This is a genomic window from Agrobacterium tumefaciens (assembly GCF_031801495.1).
Lineage (GTDB): Bacteria > Pseudomonadota > Alphaproteobacteria > Rhizobiales > Rhizobiaceae > Agrobacterium > Agrobacterium tumefaciens_K.
The window spans coordinates 1,825,217-1,843,034 of the sequence record NZ_JAOEGC010000001.1 but is presented as its reverse complement, the minus strand read 5'-3'; the positions used below and the strand labels follow the sequence as shown (position 1 = coordinate 1,843,034).

Below are 17,818 nucleotides of genomic sequence, written 5' to 3'. Positions count from 1 at the left end.
CTTGAAGTGCCGTTTTCAGCCCACCCGGCACCCCTGGGGAGCAATGAGCCCGTTCAGTTTAGCCCGAATTGATATCTAGGAACCGGGCTTCTTCTGCTGCAAAGTCCAGCCGTCGCCCACCAGTGGCAACTGCTGAAAAGCATCTCCGGCGCTGACGTGTGTTTGATACCGCCGGATCATTCTCAGCAAACATGCACATGAAAAAATAAAGAATGCCGTCCGGCTTTTTTGCAAAGCACGGAACGGATTTGTGCGCCTTTGTATCGAGTGGTGCACAGGCAACTCAACGAAGAGAACCCGGCAACGGGCACCATCAAACCGCAGATAAAACGTACCGCGTATGTCTGCAAAATTGTGCAACGACGGAGCAAGCGCGATAAAATCCCATACAAGATGAGAGGGATTTCGAAAGCTGCTCCGAGCTTTTTTCGGAGGAATCGAAATGGGTTACAACCCTCAGCCTGCGGGCGACGACATCACTAAGATCGGCGCGCTGTCCGAAGGCTTCGCGAACACATCGACCAATGACGCCAAGGTTGACGACAGCAACGTCGGCACCGCGAACGGCGAAAACCGCAACAACGACTACAGCGACAACAGCACCGAAACCAAGGTTGATGTTGACGCCAAGATCGATGTCGCGATCGGCAATGGCGATAATCGCGACAACGTATCGTTGACTGACAACGACACCAAGACGGTGAACGACAACGACACCACGGTGAAAACCAGCACCGACATCAAGAGCGACTACGACTGGAGCTATGACTCGAAGTCGTACAGCGATGACGACACCAACATCAAGACGACGACGGAAACGGATACCAAGACCTTCTCCTACTCCGACGACGATACGACCACCAAGACTGAAACGACCACTGGAAGCTACAACTCGTCCTCTGCAGACAGCTTCTACAAGTCGGATGACGACTTCGGTAACATCGATCATGTCAAGGATGTCGGCAATCTCGGTGTCGCGGGTGGCGATCTCACCTTCAACCTCGGCGACGACTTCTCCTTTACCCTCAACGTCGACAACATCCTCAACGGCGCGCTGGGCGGTGACGGCAACGACACCGGATTCAGCCTCGTTCAGGCCAATCATCTCGCGGACCAGGACAAGGCCTGGGATGTGAAGATGAACAACGACGGTGCCGAGAACCACCTCAAGGCCGATGCCGGTGACGCTTATGGCGCAGAAGGCATCGACGGCAAGGGTTGGGACCTCAAGGCAGGCGACGACGTCGCGGGTACAAGCACTGCAGACGCATCGGCGATCCTTGCAAACTCCGGCTTCCATTTGGAACTGGTACAGGGCGCCAACATGCTCTCCAATGCGGTGGACGTTTCGATCACCGGCGGCAACTCGAGTGTGTCGGACGTCGGCGAAGACTCCTGATCACCATCTCTTCACGAAAAGAGCTGCACCGGCATTCGCCGGTGCAGCTTGCGGTTTGACGACCGGGTGCCTGTAATCAGCAACGCTTCTTCATCTGTGAACAAGCGAGGCAGGCGCCCCCTCCGGTCCCGACCGCAGCGGTCAGGGAGGGATCCGCCATGCATGTCGACAGAATTTCAGACATCATTGCCCACTTCATCGGTCTTTTCGACATGGAGATGGAAGAGGCACGTTTGAGAAGCAAATATGCCGAAGGCCACGCACCGGCGGATGTGAACAAGCTGCCGATTTCCGAATTGAACGCAGTACCGGACAGAGACTACGACCTCAAGCTCGCAGACTACGATCCCGGCGTAAAATACCACGCCGGCTATCACGACCTCGAATATATGCGGCCCCACTTCGCTCGCATGGTCGAATACGATCTGGAAAAACTCGCCGATTCCATACCGGCCGACATTTCCGTTGCAAATTTCCGCTTCCCCGGTCGTCTTTCGTTCGATCAGGAGCAGGAACTCGTCGTCCATGCCGGCCCCGGTTCGGTCATCGCGCACGTCTCGCAGGTCAACCTGCTTCAGGATGACGACTATCTGAACATGACGGACGGCCCGAATGTCGGCCGCGATACGACGTTCGTGACCGAGCGCACCGTGGAGTTCTATAACGAGGCGTCAATTTTTACGCCCTTCTCGACTTTCCAGCGGACCGACACCTACGACACGCTGCAGGCGCTCGCCAAAACCGCACACGACTATATCGACGATGCCCGCGAGAATGATGTCACTTCGCTCGGCACGGATGCGGATCAGGATTTCGTCCTGGCAGGCAACAGCATCAGCGGCACCTATATCAATGGCGAACTCGTCGATGAAAAACCGGCACTCGACGACGTGATGCCTGATCGCGGCATCGCCAAGCCACCGGAAGACCCGGAAAAGAGCGACGTTTCGCTGCATCAGGATGACCCGGCAGGCAACAGTGTCGACGTGGCAGCCGGCGCGAATGTGGTCGCCAATATCGTCAGCGTCATCAATACCGGCGTCATGACATCCGTCACTGCCGTCATGGGCGACTATCACCAGATCGACGCCATCACCCAGGCATTCATCTACAGCGACCGTGACGAAATCGGCTCCGTCTTCTCGCATTCCGAGGATCAGGCGGCAACCGCAGCTTACAACATCGCAAGCTTCGAGCGCAGCGTCTATCCGAGTGCAGAAGATACCGGCGACAGCAGCCAGGAAACCGGCGAAACGCCAATCTTCCCCACCGCCTGGCGGGTCAGCGTTCTGGAAGGCGATGTCTCCTTCGTCCACTGGACCGAGCAGTACCAGTTCGTCAGTGACAACGACACGATGACGATCACGACATCGGGAGTCAGCATCAGCCTGCTGACGGGCGGCAACGCTGTACTCAACATCGCCAACTTCCTCGGCATCGGCATGCAGTACGATCTCATCATCGTCGGCGGCCATGTGCTGGACATGAACATAATCAGCCAGATCGCCGTGCTTTATGACAACGACTGGGTTCGTGCCAACGAGGGCGCACCGGATGGCGCCACCGTGCAATCCGGCAACAACCTGCTGTGGAACGATGCCTCGATCCACAACGTCGGCAGCGATGGCCGTTTCGAAACGATGCCGGATTACGTCGTGCAGACGGTCAACGCTATCAACGAGCGTGACCCGAACATGCCAGACGGCCTGGCGCATGATGCAAATTTCGCGGGATATGAAGGACTTAACGTCCTTTACATTACCGGCAATCTCTACGACGTCAGCTTCATCAAGCAGGTCGCCGTACTGGGCGATTCCGACGACGTCACGCAGGCCGCGGCCACCGTTCTCGCGAACAATCAGGACGCCACGGTGCACATCGATACCGGCAGCAATGCCGTCGTCAATATTGCGCAGATCATTGATTACGACAGCTTCGGCAACACCACCTATGTCGCCGGTGGCGTCTATTCCGACGCGATCCTCATTCAGGGCGGCATTATTGAAAATGATACGTCTCAGCCGCATCCGACCACCCAGCTGGCAAACGAGGTCATCGCTTTTCTTCACGACGATCCCGCAACTGCGGCTGATGAGTCCGATGGGGTCATCAATGCCGGGCATGACCTGTCATGGTCGAATGCCCATCCCGCCGACGTCATGCAGGCTGTTACCGCCTGAACGGGAATGACAAAGGCGCGAGACGCATTCCGGGAAAAACGGAATCATAAAGAAAAAAGCTCAGGGAACCGGGAAAAATGGATCATCTACCAAGAAAAACCATTGCCGTGGGACTGCCGCTGGACCCAGACGCCGAGGACAGCAAGCTGACGGAAGCCTGCATTTCGGCAATCAACGACGCCGTTGAGAATCTGCGCCAGCTCTCCGGCGCGGACAGGACGGAAAAGGTCATCGAAGCCCAGTCTTCCGAGCCGGCAGCTGCTCCCACGAAAGCCCCCCAGCCTGAAGCACGCGATGTTTCTCATGATGCCAGGCCTGAGACCGGCAAGCCTCAACCCGCCCCACAGCCTGCCCCCCAAGCAAAGGTCGATGCCGGGACGCTGAAGTCGGCGCCGGACCTGCCTTTCGCAAAAACCATCGACAACAATAACGGACCTATCCGCGAAAACGAGCGCCGCCCCGTCACGGGCGGTGGCGGCAACGGTCAGCCCCCGGAAGACAAGGGCGGCGGTGGTGGCGGCGGCGGTGGTGAAAACCGCAGCGGCTTTCACAAGCGCAGCGAACCGGTCAACTTTGCACTCAGTCTTCACAAGGGTATCGCCGCGGTTCGCCGCAACATGGTGATCGTGATGCTGTTCACCGTCGCCATCAACGTCCTGCTTCTGGCCATTCCGCTTTACCTGTTCCAGATTTCCGACCGCGTTCTGACAAGCCGTTCCATGGACACTCTGGTCATGCTGACCGTCGCCGTCGTCGGCGCTGTTCTGCTGCAGGCGTTCATGGACGCAATCCGCCGCTTCATCCTGATGCGCACCGCCGTCGAGCTGGAGGTCCAGCTCGGGGCGCCGATCCTGTCAGCTGCCGCGCGCGCATCCCTCCACGGTACCGGCAAGGACTATCAGACGCTTCAGGACCTCCAGCAGCTCCGCTCGTTCCTGACGTCCGGCACGCTGATCGCCTTTCTCGATGCGCCGCTGATGCCGCTGTTCGTGGTGGTCGTCTATCTCGTCCACCCGCATCTCGGCATCATCATCATGGTCTGCTGCGCGGTGCTGTTCATCATCGCCTGGCTGAACCAGCGCTTTACCGCGCGGCCTTTCGCAGAAGCCAATGGTTACTTGAGCCGCGCCAACTTCCATCTGGATTCCATGTCGCGCAACTCGCAGATCATCAATGCGCTGGCCATGATCCCGGAAGCCGTGAAGATGTGGGGTCGCGAAACGGCAGGTTCGCTGAAATCGCACGTTGCCGCGCAGGACCGCAACATAATGTTCTCCGGCGTATCCAAAGCCGCACGCATGATCACCCAGGTTTCGCTGCTCGGCTGGGGTGCGCATCTGTCGCTGTCGGGCGAACTCACGGGCGGCATGGTCATCGCCGCCTCGATCATATCCGGTCGTGCGCTTGCACCGATCGAAGGCGCGATCGAAGGCTGGCATCAGTTCAACAAGTCGGCGACAGCCTATGGCCGCATCAAACAGCTGCTCGTGAACTCGCCGCTGAACTTCCCGCGCCTGCGTCTTCCCAACCCCGAAGGCAGGCTTGATGTCGAGCGCGTGCTGTTCGTTCCCCCTCCACAGAAGAAGGTCATCCTAAACGGCATTTCCTTCTCGCTGAAAAAAGGCGAATCGCTGGCCATCATCGGCAACTCCGGTTCCGGCAAGACGACGCTCGGCAAGATGCTGGTCGGCTCCATCCTGCCCACCTCCGGCAACGTGCGCCTTGACCTGATGGACCTGCGCAACTGGGACCAGCGCCAGTTCGGTGAAAGCATCGGTTATCTGCCGCAGGACGTGCAGCTTTTCCCCGGCACCATCAAGGCCAACATCTGCCGCATGCGCGACGACGTGGAGGACCGGCAGATCTATGAAGCCGCCGTTCTCGCCGACGTGCATGAGCTGATCGCAGGTTTCCCGCAGGGCTATGAGACGGTCGTGGCCGCCGATGGCGCGCCTCTTTCCGGCGGTCAGAAACAGCGCATCGCGCTTGCCCGCGCTTTCTTCGGCGATCCGAAATTCGTCGTTCTGGACGAGCCGAACTCCAATCTCGATACGCATGGCGAACAGGCGCTGGCAAAGGCGCTGCTGCACGCCAAGAAACAGGGCATCACCACCGTCACCATCACGCAGCGCCCTGCACTTCTGCAATGTGTCGACAAGATCATGGTGCTCAAAGACGGAACGGTCGCCATGTTTGGCGAACGAATGGAAGTCCTGCAGGCTCTGTCGGGCAATAATGGCCGTCAGGACAAACCGTCCCAGCAGATCGAAGGTTGAGGCCAGCCATGTTCAAGAGGAAAAAAACGGTCATCGAAACCCGCGAACAGGGCCAGATCGAATGGTACAGCGAAGTGCCGCGTTCGATCCGGCTGCACAGCTCCATCGGCCTTGCCGTATTGCTCGCCTCGTTCGGTGGCTTCGGTTACTGGGCTGGCACAGCCCCGCTCGCTTCCGCCATCATCGCGCAGGGCAGTTTCGTCGCCACCGGCAACAACAAGATCGTCCAGCATCTTGAAGGCGGCATCATCAAGGAACTGATGGTGAACGAAGGCCAGACGGTGAAGGAAGGCGATGTCCTGCTAACGCTCGACAAGACGACCGCTCTTGCCAATGAGCGCATGCTCCAACTGCGCCGCCTCAGACTGGAAACCATCGTCAACCGCCTTCGCGCCGAAGCGCAGGGCGAAAAGAGCTTCAAGATCCCGGATATCGTCATGGCCGAAGCCAGCGACCCGGATATCAGCACCATCATCCAGAGTCAGAATGTCGTGTTCCACAGCAAGCAGGTGAAGCTCGAAGAACAGCTCAACCTGATCGACAAGAACATCAAATCACTGTCGTTTCGCTATTCCGGTTATGACGGCCAGAAACAGGCCTTCGAACGCCAGCTGGCGCTCCTTATGCAGGAACGCGATTCCAAGGAACGCCTCGCGAAGGACGGTGTCATCCGCAAGACCGACATGCTGGCGCTGGAACGCGCCATCGCCGACGCTATGGGCGATATCGCCCGTCTGACCGGCGAAATGAACCAGAGCGAGGCCGAGGTCGCCAAGTTCCGGCAGGAAGCGATCATCGCCGTCAATGCCAACAGGCAGGCCGCGCTCGATGCACTGGAAACAGCCGAGGCCGATCTGGACAGCGTACGCGAACAGGTCCGCGAAGCGGCGAAGGTGCTCGAACGCACTGTCATCCGCTCTCCGGTCAACGGCACGGTGGTGCGGTCCTATTACCACACACCGGGCGGCGTCATCACCACCGGCAAGCCGATCATGGAAATCCTGCCGGCCCACGTTCCGCTAATCCTCGAAGCACAGGTGCTGCGTACCTCCATCGACCAGTTGCATGAGGGCCAGACCGCCGCCGTGCGCCTATCCGCTCTCAACCGGCGCACCACACCGGTTCTGAATGGCAAGGTGTTCTATGTATCGGCCGACAGCATCGAGGAAAATGCCGGCCTTCAGGTGAAGGACGTCTACATCGTGCGCGTGCAGATCCCAGACGAGGAAATTGCCAAGATTCACAATTTCCATCCCGTACCCGGCATGCCCGCCGACGTGCTGATCCAGACATCCGAACGTACCTTCTTCGAATATCTGGTCAAGCCGGTCACCGACAGCATGTCGCGAGCATTCAAGGAAAGATAAGGGTCAGGGAGGACGCGTAAAGGCTCCTGGCAGTGCCGCGATATTCCTCCCTCCGTCCTCCTCGGACCCAGCCCGAGGAGGACGTTGTTTTTCAAAGAAAGGTTACGACACAAGCCTGATATACTGTTTTTTCCCCGATGTGCCGCATATAATACACGTCTTATTACTGTGGGCTTGGGAGGACGGCATGGCGGCTATGTCGGATGTATTGCTGATGGTCGGCAGGCTGAATTATGTCTGGACCAACACCGAAAGCCTCATGATCTATCTGATTGTCCACCTTCTCAAGGTCGAGAAGGAAGCGGCCATCGTAGTCTTCCTGACTTTGAACACCACGCGCGCGCGTATGGACCTCGTCGAACGGCTGGCGAAGCTCCCGTCCACCTCCCCAGCGGATCGCAAGACAATTCTCGCCATCATCGCCAGCCTGAAAAAGGAAGCGAAAACCCGCAACAAATACAATCACTGCATCTACTCCTTTGATGAAAAGGGCGAGATTTCCAGCACACAGCTCATGCGCCTTGTCGAGGATGACAGCCAGGTGCGCTATGGCAAGGTGGAGCAGATGGACGAAAAGGAAATCGAGCAGCTGGAAAAATCGATCGCCGGGATCGTCGAGATCAGCAAGGTGATGTGGGCCTTCATTCACGCAAGCCCGCACGTATCGGCGGATTATCTGTAGTCCGCTCCACGCCCCTCACGGATCATCCTCATGCTAGACCCGAGGATGACGCCGAATGTGTGATGGGCAGAGACAGCAGCGTGGTGAGTCACCGCCCGGCCTGTAACCGCAGCGCTCGGTGCCGTATTGCTTCGCTGGTCCTCGCCTTCTGAGCGGGCAGGCTGAGCTTTCCGGCAGCATAGAACAGCAGGAACGAGCCGATCTGGTACGGGAATATGATGTCGATCTCCACAAAGGAGCGTACGACGAAGAGCGCGCAGATCGCAAACAGGATCAGTCCCTGCGGATCGCTTTCGCGCACCAGCACCGAGCGCAGATGGCCGAACAGTGTGCCGTAAAGCACAGCCCCCAGCAGCAACATGCCGACAAGGCCGTTTTCCACCACAACCTCGATATAGGTGTTATGGAAGTGGAAGCCGCTGCGGCCGGTGATGAAGAAGTCGTTCCACAGCCGTTCGGCATCGGCAAAGCCTGCGACCCAGAACCCCTGATAACCGACACCGAGGATCGGTGCACGCTGCGCAGCCTCTATGCCCTGCTGCCAGAGATAGGTGCGGCCGGTCAGGGTCGTGTCTTTGCCGAAAACACCAAGAACGGCATCGAGCAGCCCGAACTGCAGAGAGGCAACGACCAGCAACGCACCAAGTCCGCCGAGTGCCAGAAATATTCCGCGGCGGTTGGCAGGCGAAAGCATGCCGAGTGGCAGGAAACCGATAATGAGACCGACCGCCGCCGCGGTCGTAATGACGGATGTGGCGGACTGCGAGGCAAGCAGGCTGTAGGCCGACAGCAATCCCGTGACACCCGCCACCGGTAGCCAGATGCCCCGCTGCCGCAGCACGACGACCGATGCGACCGCGAAGATCACGCCGAGCGAGGCATAAAAGCCGAGCTGGTTCTTCGAGGAGAAGGCACCGACGAAGCTATAGGTGCCATCCAGCGCATCGAACAGATAGATGCCGAACAGCAGCGAGTAGAGCAGCACGACCGTAATGCCGATCAATGCACCACGCGTCAGCGTCTGGATCGAAATGAGCCGCATGGCGATCAGCGCACAGACGATATGGGTGAGGTACTGGATGGAAGCACGCATCGTCACGGAGGCGGCATCCGACCAGAAGGTCGAAAGCACCGCCAGAATGCCGAAGGCGAAAATCCAGAGATAGCGGACATAGTTGCCAAGCACCTGCCGGTAGTTCACCACGATCAGCGGAAACCACACGCCGTAATAGGCCAGGATCGAGATCTGCCCGAAACGTGACGAGTAGGCGAACACGAAGAATGACAGCGCAATGGCCGCCGTTCCGTAGATTTCATTGCGTTCGGGATCGATCAGCGCCGACTTGGCAATCCGCATGCGAGCCTCACTGCATCAGGATTTCGGATGCGACCTTGATGACATCGCCCGGCTGAAGCATGGTGTTCTCATCCACCTTCAGTTCCTTCGCCTTGCCGCCTTCCTCACGCACGATGACGTAGCTGATGGTCGCCGATTTGCCTGAAGGATCGAAGCGGATCGCCTCGGCCGATTGCGCCAGCGCCTCGGACATCAGCTCACGGCTGGTCGACAGTTGCAGGTTCAGCTTTTCCAGTTCGGCCTCGGTATCCTGCAACTCCTTGGAACGCTGGGCATCCCAGTCGTTGCGCAGGTTGATCTCGTCCTGGGTCGCCTTGTTGATATCCTGCTTGGCGCGCAAGGCGGCCGTATCGATATCCAGCAGGTTCGATTCCACTTCCGCGGCCCGCTCTTCCGCCGAGATGCGCCGCTGCGACAGCGCAAGCCCCTGCTCGTTCAGCCGGTTCACGCGGTCGCGGTCCTCATTCGCAAGCTGGAGCTGACGGTTCTGGGTTTCCGTCTTTTTCTGTAGCGAATCCACTTCGCTTTCCAGAAGCGCCCTGAGATCCGTCAGTGCCTTCAGTTGCAGCGTGTAACGCTCGGTTCGGGATTTCATCAACGCGCCTTCACTCGCCAGCAGCGCATCGATATCGGAGATTTTCTCCATTTCAGGCGTTTTTGCTATGTTCGGATCACCCTTGACCTCGGCAATCAGCCGCGCCTGACGTGCCAGCAATCGGGACCGCTGGTTGTCGTAAACGGCGGCATCGCCGCGCGCGTTGATGAAGTCACGGGCAAACCGCTGTCCTGCATCGGAGCGGCGCAGGCCGCCCGCAAGGCTGACAGCCTTGAGAACGGTCAGATTGGGCGCATAAGGATATTCGCCGGGTGTCTGCACATCGCCTGCGAGGAACACGGGACGGAACTGGGCGATCTCGACCGCGGCGGAGGGAAGATTGCGAAGCGCGAACTTGCTCTGCAGTTCAGCGCCGATCGCCTCGCCGACTTCGGCGGGCGTCTTCCCGCCCACCTGGAGCTGGCCGATGAAGGGCAGCGACAGCGTACCGGAGGGGCCAACGGAATAGTCGCCGTTGATGACATCCCAGTTGCGGATGCTGCCATCGGCGGGCTGCCATTCGGCGACGCGGATTCGCAGCTTGTCGGCGGTACCGAGCTTGTATTGCCCCTGCCCCTCGGCCATCGCGGCAAACGGCGCGGCGAACGCGACGGAGGCGGCAAGCACAAGAGCGGCAAGCGGGCGGTGAGTGGCGGCGAAAATGCCGTTCATCGGGAAACTCCCTTTTTGCGGATCGCCATTCCGGCGATCAACCGATAGGGCGACCGGACAAGGCCAGTCGCTAAAATCCGCCGGAGCGGCCAAAATGGTTTTCGCCCTCGGATCCATCCTGCTTTCGTCAGGACCCGAAACGCATCCTGAAAACCCCGTACGAGGTTTTTTGCAGGATGCGTGGCACAACAAAGAACGGCAACGGCAACAGATAAACTATCGGGTTAGTAGCTTCCGCGGGAAAGGCAGACAGCAGGGATGGTCTTGAAGATGATGGACATGTCCCGCATCATCGACCAGTTCTGCACGTATTGCGTATCGAATGCGACGCGGGTCTTGTAGCACACGTCGTTGCGGCCGCTGATCTGCCACAGACCTGTCAAACCCGGACGGGTGCTGAGGTAATAGGATGCAGCGGATTCGTAGTAGGTCAGCTCCTCGTCGACCACGGGACGCGGACCGACGACGCTCATCTCACCACGAATGATGTTGATGAGTTGCGGCAGCTCATCAAGAGAAAGCTTGCGCAGCACCGTCCCGACCACCGTTACTCGGGGATCGTTCTTGAGCTTGCGCGTCGTACGCCATTCTTCCGCAGCCTCGGGATTGGCCGCAAGGTACTGGCGCATCATCTCGTCGCCATTCATCACCATGGTCCTGAATTTCAGGCAATGGAAGTAGCGGCCGTTATGCCCGATGCGGCGGTGCCCGTAGAACACCGGACCGCGGTCGGAAAATTTCACGAGCGCTGCGATCAAAAGGAAGATCGGGCTGAATATGAGGAGCGCAAGCAGGGCCGACGTCACGTCGAAACTGCGTTTTGCGATCCCCCCGATAGGAAAACTGACATCGAAATCTTCGGAGTTGCTTAATGGCGAACCAGCCGATCGAGTCGCGGACTTCATAGAGATAACTCCATTTGTGTTTTGCGATAGGTCGGTGCCCGGAGGCGCGTCTTTGTCTCCCAAAGGAGATAACAAGTCTGTGTTCGGAATTTGATGTTAATGGACTTTTTGTAAGGCAGATCGCGTATGGCCGTCTATGCGAATTCTTGCGGTGCACCCCGAACAGCCCACGGGCAATATTAGCAGTTGCATAAAAAAGAAACAAATGTGCCAGATGCCATGTCATTGGAGCATGGCTCCGCCCGGACCATGTATTCTTTTCTATTTCGTTGTTCTGTTTTTCTTATGTGTTTCTTGTCACTTGATGAAATGAAGAAGAAAAATGAAGAACAAACGCGAAAATAGACAGCGTTTAATTTTTTTTGCATCGCAACATGATTGCGGCAATGCATATAAAATTTGATATATCGTCTTTGAATTTCTCTAAGGAAATCGCCCTTCAACCAAGAAAAAGCGATGGAAAAGTTGGAAATATGGCCGAAAGGCGCCTTAAATGCGGCATAAATTTGTTTTTCCTCGAAGATAAATCGAGAATAATTTCACCACCTCTCGAAGAATTGCATTTCAGGACGTCGCGCTATCACCAACGCCTGCGGGAGATCATCGGGAATCACAATCAGAAGGTTGGTGGAGTGCAGGCGCTGATGACCTCGCAGGGCACCGGTCCGACGCAACGGAAGCGGTGCGGTCTGCGGCTTTCGAAGTAATAGGCATCACCCGGCCCGAGGATCCGCCGCTCGTCATCCACCGTCACCTCCAGCCGTCCGGACAGGATGATGCCACCCTCCTCGCCATCATGCACCAAGGGCACCTTGCCGGTGTCCGCGCCCGGCTGATAACATTCCTTGAGGATCTGCAGGCTGCGTCCGAAAACATTGTCACCCACCTGGCGGAAGGAAATAGGCCCCTTGCCGATCTCCACCAGTTCGTCCGCCCGGTAGAAGGCCTTGCGGGTGGTTTCCGGCTCGAAGGCGAAGAATTCGGCAAGACCGATGGGAATGCCGTCGAGAATGCGCTTCAACGCGCCGACCGAAGGGTTGGACGTGTTGGATTCGATCAGCGAAATGGTGGAGTTTGTCACCCCGGCCCGACGCGCCAGTTCCCGCTGGGAAATGTTGTGACGCATCCTCAAATGACGCAGACGCCCGCCGATATCGACCGACATGGTCGCACCCCTGTTTCCATTGTTCGAAATATCGAAAACTTTCTAACATGGCGGATGCGTTTTCAATAGCTTGACGAACTCAAGAAAAGGACTTGTTCAGTCAGAAAAATAGATTTCAATCGCCGTCAGCAAACAGGAGAGCTTTATGGACAACCCGAACCGATCCAACGCCATTTCACTCGACAGCTATTGGATGCCGTTTACGGCCAATCGGCAGTTCAAGGCCAATCCGCGCCTGCTGGCCAGTGCGGAAGGCATGTACTATACCAGCACGGATGGCCGCCAGGTTCTGGACGGCACCGCCGGCCTATGGTGCGTCAACGCCGGCCACGGTCGCCAGCAGATCGCCAACGCCGTCAAGCACCAGCTGTCGACCATGGATTATGCGCCCTCATTCCAGATGGGCCATCCGATCGCCTTCGAGTTTGCCGAGCGGCTGGCCGAAATCGCACCGGGACCGGATGGCGCGAAACTGGATCGCGTCTTTTATACCGGCTCCGGCTCCGAGTCCGTCGATACCGCGCTCAAGATCGCCATCGCCTACCAGCGCGCCATCGGCCAAGGTACCCGCACACGCCTGATAGGCCGCGAACGCGGTTATCATGGCGTCGGCTTCGGCGGTATCTCGGTCGGCGGCCTCGTCAACAACCGTCGTGTCTTCCCGCAGATCCCGGCGGACCATCTGCGCCACACCCACGATCCGGTGAAGAACAGCTTCGTGAAGGGCCAGCCGGAACACGGCGCGGATCTGGCGGACGATCTGGAGCGGCTGGTCGCCCTGCATGGTGCCGAAACAATCGCTGCCTGCATCGTCGAGCCGGTTGCCGGTTCAACCGGCGTTCTCGTGCCGCCGAAGGGTTATCTGGAGCGCCTGCGGGCCATCTGCGACAAGCACGGCATTCTCCTGATCTTCGATGAGGTCATCACCGGTTTCGGCCGCATGGGCACCTCCTTCGCCAGCAACTACTTCGGCGTCACGCCGGATATCGTCACCACCGCCAAGGGTCTGACCAACGGCGCGATCCCGATGGGTGCGGTGTTCACCAGCCGCAAGGTGCATGATGCGCTGATGCATGGTCCGGACAATGCCATCGAGCTGTTCCACGGCTATACCTATTCCGGCCATCCGGTTGCCTGCGCGGCCGGTATTGCCACACTCGATATCTACCGCGAAGAAGGACTGTTCACCCGCGCCGCCGAACTGCAGGATGCCTGGCACGACGCCATCCACTCCTTCAAGGGTCTGCCGAACGTCATTGATATCCGCACCATCGGCTTCATCGCGGGCATCGAATTGCAGCCGCGTGACGGCGCTGCGGGCGCACGCGCCTACGACGTCTTCACGGATTGCTTCGAGCGCGGCCTGCTCATCCGCGTGACCGGCGACATCATCGCATTGTCGCCACCGCTGATTGCCGACAGGTCGCACTTCGACGATATCGTTTCGATCCTCGGCGATGCGTTGAAACGCGCCCATTGATAGCCTGAAAACCAGAAAGGCCGCGCTGTCGACGGACGGCGCGGCCTTTTGGCTCTTTATATATATGGGATCAGTAGCTCTGTACCGGGCGCGGCAGGCCGTCGCCCATGACTTTGCCGGAACCGCCATACTGCGAGACGGGATAGATTCCGTCGTCCACCGGCACCCCGGCCGGTCCAATCGGAATGCCCTCCTGCGCCGGACCCAATGCCGTCACGACGATCGGCGTGCCGTCAGGCACGCGATTGTAGAGGTCGATGATATCCTGATTGATCAGTCGAACGCAGCCGGAAGACACCGACTTGCCGATCGTCCACCACTCCGGAGAGCCGTGCAGACGGTAGATCGTATCCTTGCCATCCTTGAAGATGTAGAGAGCGCGTGCGCCGAGCGGGTTCTGCAGCCCGGGCTGCATGCCGCCATTGCGCGAGCTGTAGGGCTCCAGTTCCGGCTGGCGGGCGACCATCTCATCCGGCGGCGTCCAGCGCGGCCATTGCCGCTTGTACTGGATCACGCCACGACCGGACCATTCGAAGCCCTGGCGCCCGAGGCCGACGCCGTACCGCATGGCCTGATTGTTCTCGTAGGTGAGATAGAGGAAATGGTTGGCGGTATCCACGACGATCACGCCGGGACGTTCGCCAGTCGGGTTCGACACCATCTGGCGCAGGAAGCGGCGTGGAATTCTCTTGTAGGGAATTTCAGGCAGCGGGAACTGTTCATCCGGCTTAGGCCCATACATCAGCGCATACATCGGGTCATCGGCGGGTGCTGCGGGCCGTGCCGCCTCGCGTGCCGTGGTATTGCAACCGGCCAGGCCTGCAAGCGCCAGTCCACCTGCACCGAGCAGGAACCCACGCCGGGTCGTCGTCGTGTCGTTCAATTGAAAAACCTCATATTCATCATCTTACACCGGCAAAGGGGTCTGCCAGGGCCGCCTCCGGGCGGCTTATCGGGTACTTCGTGCCGGAAACCTTCGCCGCCATGGACTTGGCACCGCTGGATTTCAGAATGGCCCGGAAGCTGGGATGCATGCCGCCATCCACATAAGCGTTGACAGGGACGGAAGTTCCCTCGCTCATCGCGGCGGCAAGTTTTTGCTGCTCGTCAGCCAGTTTCGACGCCACCGCCGGATCCGGCTGGTTGACGGCGGGCGGGCAGGCAGCAAGCGGATCGGCGGGTTCGCCACCGGCAAACTCGCTGTTGAACACATAACGGCGGCCGCAGACGGAAACCTTTGGCTGGCGTCGTGTTACCTCGAAGTAATCGTAGCCTTCCTTCAGGGTACGCCAGAACGGCATGTTGGCATCGTTCCGGTGGGCGGCCATGTTGCGCGCCGACATGCGGAACGGATAGGCCTGCACCTGGAACCGGTCCTGCCCACCCTGAAGCGCACGCGCGACGATGGCATAAATCTCGCCGACCTGCGCGTCCGTCATGGCGTAGCAGCCGGACGACGAGCACGCGCCATGCACCATCAGCGCCTCGCCCGTGTAACCCAGGGCGGATTCCAGTCGGTTGGGATAACCGAGATTGAAGGAGACATAATATTGCGAGTTCGGGTTCAGCATGCCCGCAGAGACGTGATAGAAGCCTTCGGGCGCCTGCCGGTCACCGGATGCCATCTTCGGCCCGAGCTTTCCGGACCAGCGGCACATGGGATATGTCTTCAGCAGCGCATAATTGCCGGTCTTGTCGACCTTCCAGACTTCCAGTTCGCTTTCCTGCTTGAAAATGCGCACCAGCACAGGACTTTCCGGCCGCATGCTTTTGGCAGACATCTGTGCAGCCATCTTCGAGGAAAGTTTCGGCGGATCCTTCTTGACGCTTTCGAGTCCCATGGACGTGCATGCGGCAAGCCCGCCGCCTATGGCGACGACCGCAGCCACTCTCATTCCTGCCTTTACTCTTTGCCAGAATTCCGCGGATGCGGAGTTCGGCAGTCCCTTGATGCCCATGACGTCCAGCCTGATTTAGTTGACGCTTATCTAGCGAAGGTGGCCATATAGCGGCAACCTCCCATGGGCATAAAGACTCGTGAAGAGACGTTACCCTTTCGTTAATCATAGCCACACAAGGCCGTGAGCGGTCCCGGACACCTCCGTCAACGGCAGGAAAAATCGCTCGCTTGCCGTCGTGTCAGACGATCGACGTAATTGTGGCGGAGACGGGATCGCTTGCCGGAAAGCTGTCCTCCAGCCCTTCCTCAAGTTCCTCCTCCAGCACGTCGCGGTCCTTTGCGCTACGGGCGCTGGCCTTTCCATGCAAGGTGTCCTGCGCCGCCGATGCGGCAAGTCCGGCAAGCACCGCAGCGGCACGGCTGACCGCATCTGCATCACTGATGCCGCTGCCGGCGACGGCCAGGCGGACAGACACCTGATCGCCCCCGGTCGTGGTCAATTCCACCGAGACAACGTCGCCGTCCCGCTTTACACATGTCGTTTCACGTTGCATGGCGTTTTCTCCTTGTTTCTGATGCGAGGCGGAAAGCGGTAGAAGGAATTCCCGATGGATCAAATCCTTGGCCCGGACATGAACGAAAGCCTCTTCCGCCGCGATGCCGTGGACGTCGCCCGCGCCCTGATCGGCGCAGAGTTCCGCGTCGGCAATACGGGCGGCATCATCGTGGAAACCGAGGCCTACAACCCGGACGATCCAGCCTCCCATAGTTTCAGGGGCGAAACACCTCGAAACAGGGCAATGTTCGGCCCGCCGGGTCATCTTTATGTCTACCGTTCCTACGGCATCCACTGGTGCGCGAATGTCGTCTGTGCGCCGGGGTCGGCCGTCCTGCTGCGCGCCATCGAACCGTTCACCGGCCTGGACATGATGAAACTCCGGCGCGGAACTGACAAGGTGAAACTTCTCTGCTCCGGTCCAGGGCGACTGTGCGAAGCACTGGGCATCACCCGCGAGCTCGACGGCGCGTCACTCGCCGGACAACCGTTCCTGCTCAAGATGCCGAAGGAAGCCGCAGCCGTAAGCATCGGCCGGCGAATCGGCATCAGCAAGGCTGAGGATTACCCCTGGCGTTTCGGCCTTGCCGGATCGCCTTTTGTCAGCAAGCGTTTTGAAGGGTAAAGCGCGCGGCAAGGAACGCAGCTGAGTTTCGAAGATAATGGTCCAAGCGCAACGTCATCCTCGGGCCTGACCCGAAGATCAATCTGATTTCAGCGTGTTTCACGGGAAGCCCGTTAAAGCACCATCGGTGGATCGTCATTTTCGTCGGGATTGGGGTTGGGCTCCTCATCCGGAAGACGGTCGGGCTCCGGTTCGTCCACGGGAGGAAACTCCGGCTGTGGCGGCACTGGCTTCGGAAGATCGGGATGAGGTTCGACGGGACCGATGGGCATCTCAGCATCCTTCCTGCTAACAACCGAAAGGACGGCGCAAACACATTTGCTCTCCGGTCAGTTCGCCGGACAAGTCCCTGCGCTCAAGCTGCGCCGTCCATCATTGATGATGCACATCAGGAAAACGGCGCAGACGCACATGCGTTCCAATTTAACGGGAAAAACAAGTCACGAGACGATCAGGCGAAACCGAGCGCGCTGCGGGAAACATCACGATCTTCGCGGTAGTCGCGGGTGTGGGCCTCATGTCCCTGCTCGCGAGCAGTCGAGCGGGAGAGTTCCGGCTGCGGAACGTTCAAAAGCGCGTCGGCGTAAGTGCCGGTCGCTTCGACATCATCGATCACGGTCTGCGGTTGCGGCTTCAAAAACTCGAACATTCGGTACCCT

The 17,818-nt window shown here is 58.8% G+C and carries 16 protein-coding genes; 7 read left to right on the top strand and 9 right to left on the bottom strand.

Features of this window, described 5'->3' with window-relative positions:
- Window positions 1-442 precede the first annotated feature (442 nt).
- The 5 genes from N7578_RS08555 to N7578_RS08535 all read left to right on the top strand — a co-directional run bounded on the left by N7578_RS08555 (window position 443) and on the right by N7578_RS08535 (window position 7,904).
- The gene (locus N7578_RS08555) at window positions 443-1,399 is read left to right on the top strand and encodes a fibrinogen-binding protein (protein ID WP_311109846.1); all 957 of its coding nucleotides are present in this window, start codon (window positions 443-445) and stop codon (window positions 1,397-1,399) included.
- 158 nt (window positions 1,400-1,557) lie between these two features.
- Window positions 1,558-3,579: a hypothetical protein gene (locus N7578_RS08550; protein ID WP_311109845.1), complete on the top strand. Its 2,022-nt coding sequence runs from the start codon at window positions 1,558-1,560 to the stop codon at window positions 3,577-3,579.
- Window positions 3,580-3,656: 77 nt separating this feature from the next.
- The gene (locus N7578_RS08545; protein WP_311109844.1) at window positions 3,657-5,855 is read left to right on the top strand and encodes a type I secretion system permease/ATPase; all 2,199 of its coding nucleotides are present in this window, start codon (window positions 3,657-3,659) and stop codon (window positions 5,853-5,855) included.
- An 8-nt stretch (window positions 5,856-5,863) separates the two neighbouring features.
- Complete coding sequence (locus N7578_RS08540) at window positions 5,864-7,222, top strand: HlyD family type I secretion periplasmic adaptor subunit (RefSeq protein ID WP_311109843.1); 1,359 nt, start codon at window positions 5,864-5,866, stop codon at window positions 7,220-7,222.
- A gap of 187 nt (window positions 7,223-7,409) precedes the next feature.
- Window positions 7,410-7,904, top strand: coding sequence for a hypothetical protein (locus N7578_RS08535; RefSeq protein WP_311109842.1), 495 nt, complete (start codon window positions 7,410-7,412; stop codon window positions 7,902-7,904).
- An 88-nt stretch (window positions 7,905-7,992) separates the two neighbouring features.
- Here N7578_RS08535 and N7578_RS08530 read toward each other — a convergent pair whose 3' ends face one another.
- The 4 genes from N7578_RS08530 to N7578_RS08515 all read right to left on the bottom strand — a co-directional run bounded on the left by N7578_RS08530 (window position 7,993) and on the right by N7578_RS08515 (window position 12,598).
- Entirely contained in the window at window positions 7,993-9,261 is a 1,269-nt protein-coding gene (locus N7578_RS08530; RefSeq protein WP_311109841.1) for an O-antigen ligase, read from the bottom strand.
- 7 nt (window positions 9,262-9,268) lie between these two features.
- Complete coding sequence (locus N7578_RS08525; protein WP_311109840.1) at window positions 9,269-10,528, bottom strand: polysaccharide biosynthesis/export family protein; 1,260 nt, start codon at window positions 10,526-10,528, stop codon at window positions 9,269-9,271.
- Window positions 10,529-10,752: 224 nt separating this feature from the next.
- Window positions 10,753-11,433, bottom strand: coding sequence for a sugar transferase (locus N7578_RS08520; protein WP_311109839.1), 681 nt, complete (start codon window positions 11,431-11,433; stop codon window positions 10,753-10,755).
- Window positions 11,434-12,049: 616 nt separating this feature from the next.
- The gene (locus N7578_RS08515; protein WP_311109838.1) at window positions 12,050-12,598 is read right to left on the bottom strand and encodes a cupin domain-containing protein; all 549 of its coding nucleotides are present in this window, start codon (window positions 12,596-12,598) and stop codon (window positions 12,050-12,052) included.
- Window positions 12,599-12,743: 145 nt separating this feature from the next.
- Between N7578_RS08515 and N7578_RS08510 the strand changes: the two genes are divergently transcribed.
- Window positions 12,744-14,078, top strand: coding sequence for an aspartate aminotransferase family protein (locus N7578_RS08510; protein ID WP_311109837.1), 1,335 nt, complete (start codon window positions 12,744-12,746; stop codon window positions 14,076-14,078).
- Between the two features lie 70 nt (window positions 14,079-14,148).
- On the opposite strand, the gene N7578_RS08505 is transcribed toward N7578_RS08510, so the two are convergent.
- The 3 genes from N7578_RS08505 to N7578_RS08495 all read right to left on the bottom strand — a co-directional run bounded on the left by N7578_RS08505 (window position 14,149) and on the right by N7578_RS08495 (window position 16,532).
- Window positions 14,149-14,961, bottom strand: coding sequence for a L,D-transpeptidase (locus N7578_RS08505; protein ID WP_311109836.1), 813 nt, complete (start codon window positions 14,959-14,961; stop codon window positions 14,149-14,151).
- Window positions 14,962-14,980: 19 nt separating this feature from the next.
- Window positions 14,981-16,036 carry a murein L,D-transpeptidase family protein gene (locus tag N7578_RS08500; protein ID WP_311109835.1) on the bottom strand — a complete coding sequence of 352 codons (1,056 nt, stop codon included), beginning with the start codon at window positions 16,034-16,036 and terminating at the stop codon, window positions 14,981-14,983.
- Window positions 16,037-16,217: 181 nt separating this feature from the next.
- Window positions 16,218-16,532, bottom strand: a complete 315-nt coding sequence (locus N7578_RS08495) for a hypothetical protein (RefSeq protein WP_311109834.1) — start codon at window positions 16,530-16,532, stop codon at window positions 16,218-16,220.
- A gap of 54 nt (window positions 16,533-16,586) precedes the next feature.
- On the opposite strand from N7578_RS08495, the gene N7578_RS08490 reads away from it, so the two are divergent.
- Window positions 16,587-17,159: a DNA-3-methyladenine glycosylase gene (locus N7578_RS08490; protein ID WP_311109833.1), complete on the top strand. Its 573-nt coding sequence runs from the start codon at window positions 16,587-16,589 to the stop codon at window positions 17,157-17,159.
- Between the two features lie 113 nt (window positions 17,160-17,272).
- Here the strand turns inward: N7578_RS08490 and N7578_RS08485 are convergent, their stop codons facing one another.
- The gene (locus N7578_RS08485) at window positions 17,273-17,431 is read right to left on the bottom strand and encodes a hypothetical protein (protein ID WP_311109832.1); all 159 of its coding nucleotides are present in this window, start codon (window positions 17,429-17,431) and stop codon (window positions 17,273-17,275) included.
- A gap of 179 nt (window positions 17,432-17,610) precedes the next feature.
- Window positions 17,611-17,808, bottom strand: coding sequence for a hypothetical protein (locus N7578_RS08480; protein WP_311109831.1), 198 nt, complete (start codon window positions 17,806-17,808; stop codon window positions 17,611-17,613).
- Window positions 17,809-17,818: the final 10 nt, after the last annotated feature.